1 protein-coding gene is annotated in these 813 nt (G+C 50.9%); it reads left to right on the top strand.

All coding sequences use genetic code 11. The features are described from left to right. Nucleotides 1-84: 84 nt before the first annotated feature. Nucleotides 85-768 (top strand): IS6 family transposase, encoded by a 684-nt coding sequence (locus ACR0E6_RS22040; RefSeq protein WP_480587364.1) that lies wholly within the window; start codon nucleotides 85-87, stop codon nucleotides 766-768. The last annotated feature ends 45 nt before the right edge of the window (nucleotides 769-813 follow it).

Below are 813 nucleotides of genomic sequence, written 5' to 3'. Positions count from 1 at the left end.
TCGCACACTCTGGGGTCTAGTTGACGCGCACGCGAGATCTGCGGTTTGTACTGGTCGAATAATTTTCGAACAGGTTGTTTGAGCATGATCTCGTTAATGGGCTGTCATTTCCCCAAGGATGCAGTTTTGTACGCTGTTTACTTCTATCTGCGATACACGGTGTCCTATCGTTACTTGGAAGAGATCATGCCTGAGCGCGGTGTGCGAGTTGACCATGCCACCCTGAATAGGTGGGTTGTGAAATACTCGCCGATGATCGCAGCAAGAGCGCAATCAAAGAAGCGTCCAACGCTGAGTTCATGGCGCATGGACGAGACCTATATTCGTGTTCGCGGCAAATGGATGTACCTCTATCGGGCCGTCGACAAAGCTGGGAATACCCTTGATTTCATGCTGTCTGAGCGCAGGAACCGTCCAGCAGCAGCTAGGTTCTTTGCCAAAGCTCTGTCTTCAAACGGAATCCCGAGCAAGATCGTCATTGACAAAAGCGGAGCCAACGCGGCGGGCATTCGAGAGGTGAACAAAATCCTTAATCGGTTTGGTTGCACCGCCAAAATTCAAACAGTCAGGTCAAAGTATTTGAATAACCTGATCGAGCAGGATCATCGGTTCATCAAGCGTCGCATCCGGCACATGTGCGCGTTCAAATCGTTCAGATCCGCATCGGCTACCCTGGACGGCATTGAGGTCGCCAACATGATCCGAAAGCAGCAATTTCCCTGCACTACGACATCTGGCTTTCGGCTATTTGCAGAGATCGCAGGATGAGTGTGTCCAGTAAGTCGCTAACTCTGACCGTCCCAAAAGTTTGCG

The organism is Ruegeria sp. AP12 (assembly GCF_056540025.1).
Note: the sequence above shows the minus strand (reverse complement) of the source record. Positions and strands in the feature narration are given on the sequence as shown.

Coding starts and splice junctions, on each gene's coding strand:
- ACR0E6_RS22040 (WP_480587364.1), top strand. CDS start 85: ATGATCTCGTTAATGGGCTGTCATTTCCCCAAGGATGCAGTTTTGTAC.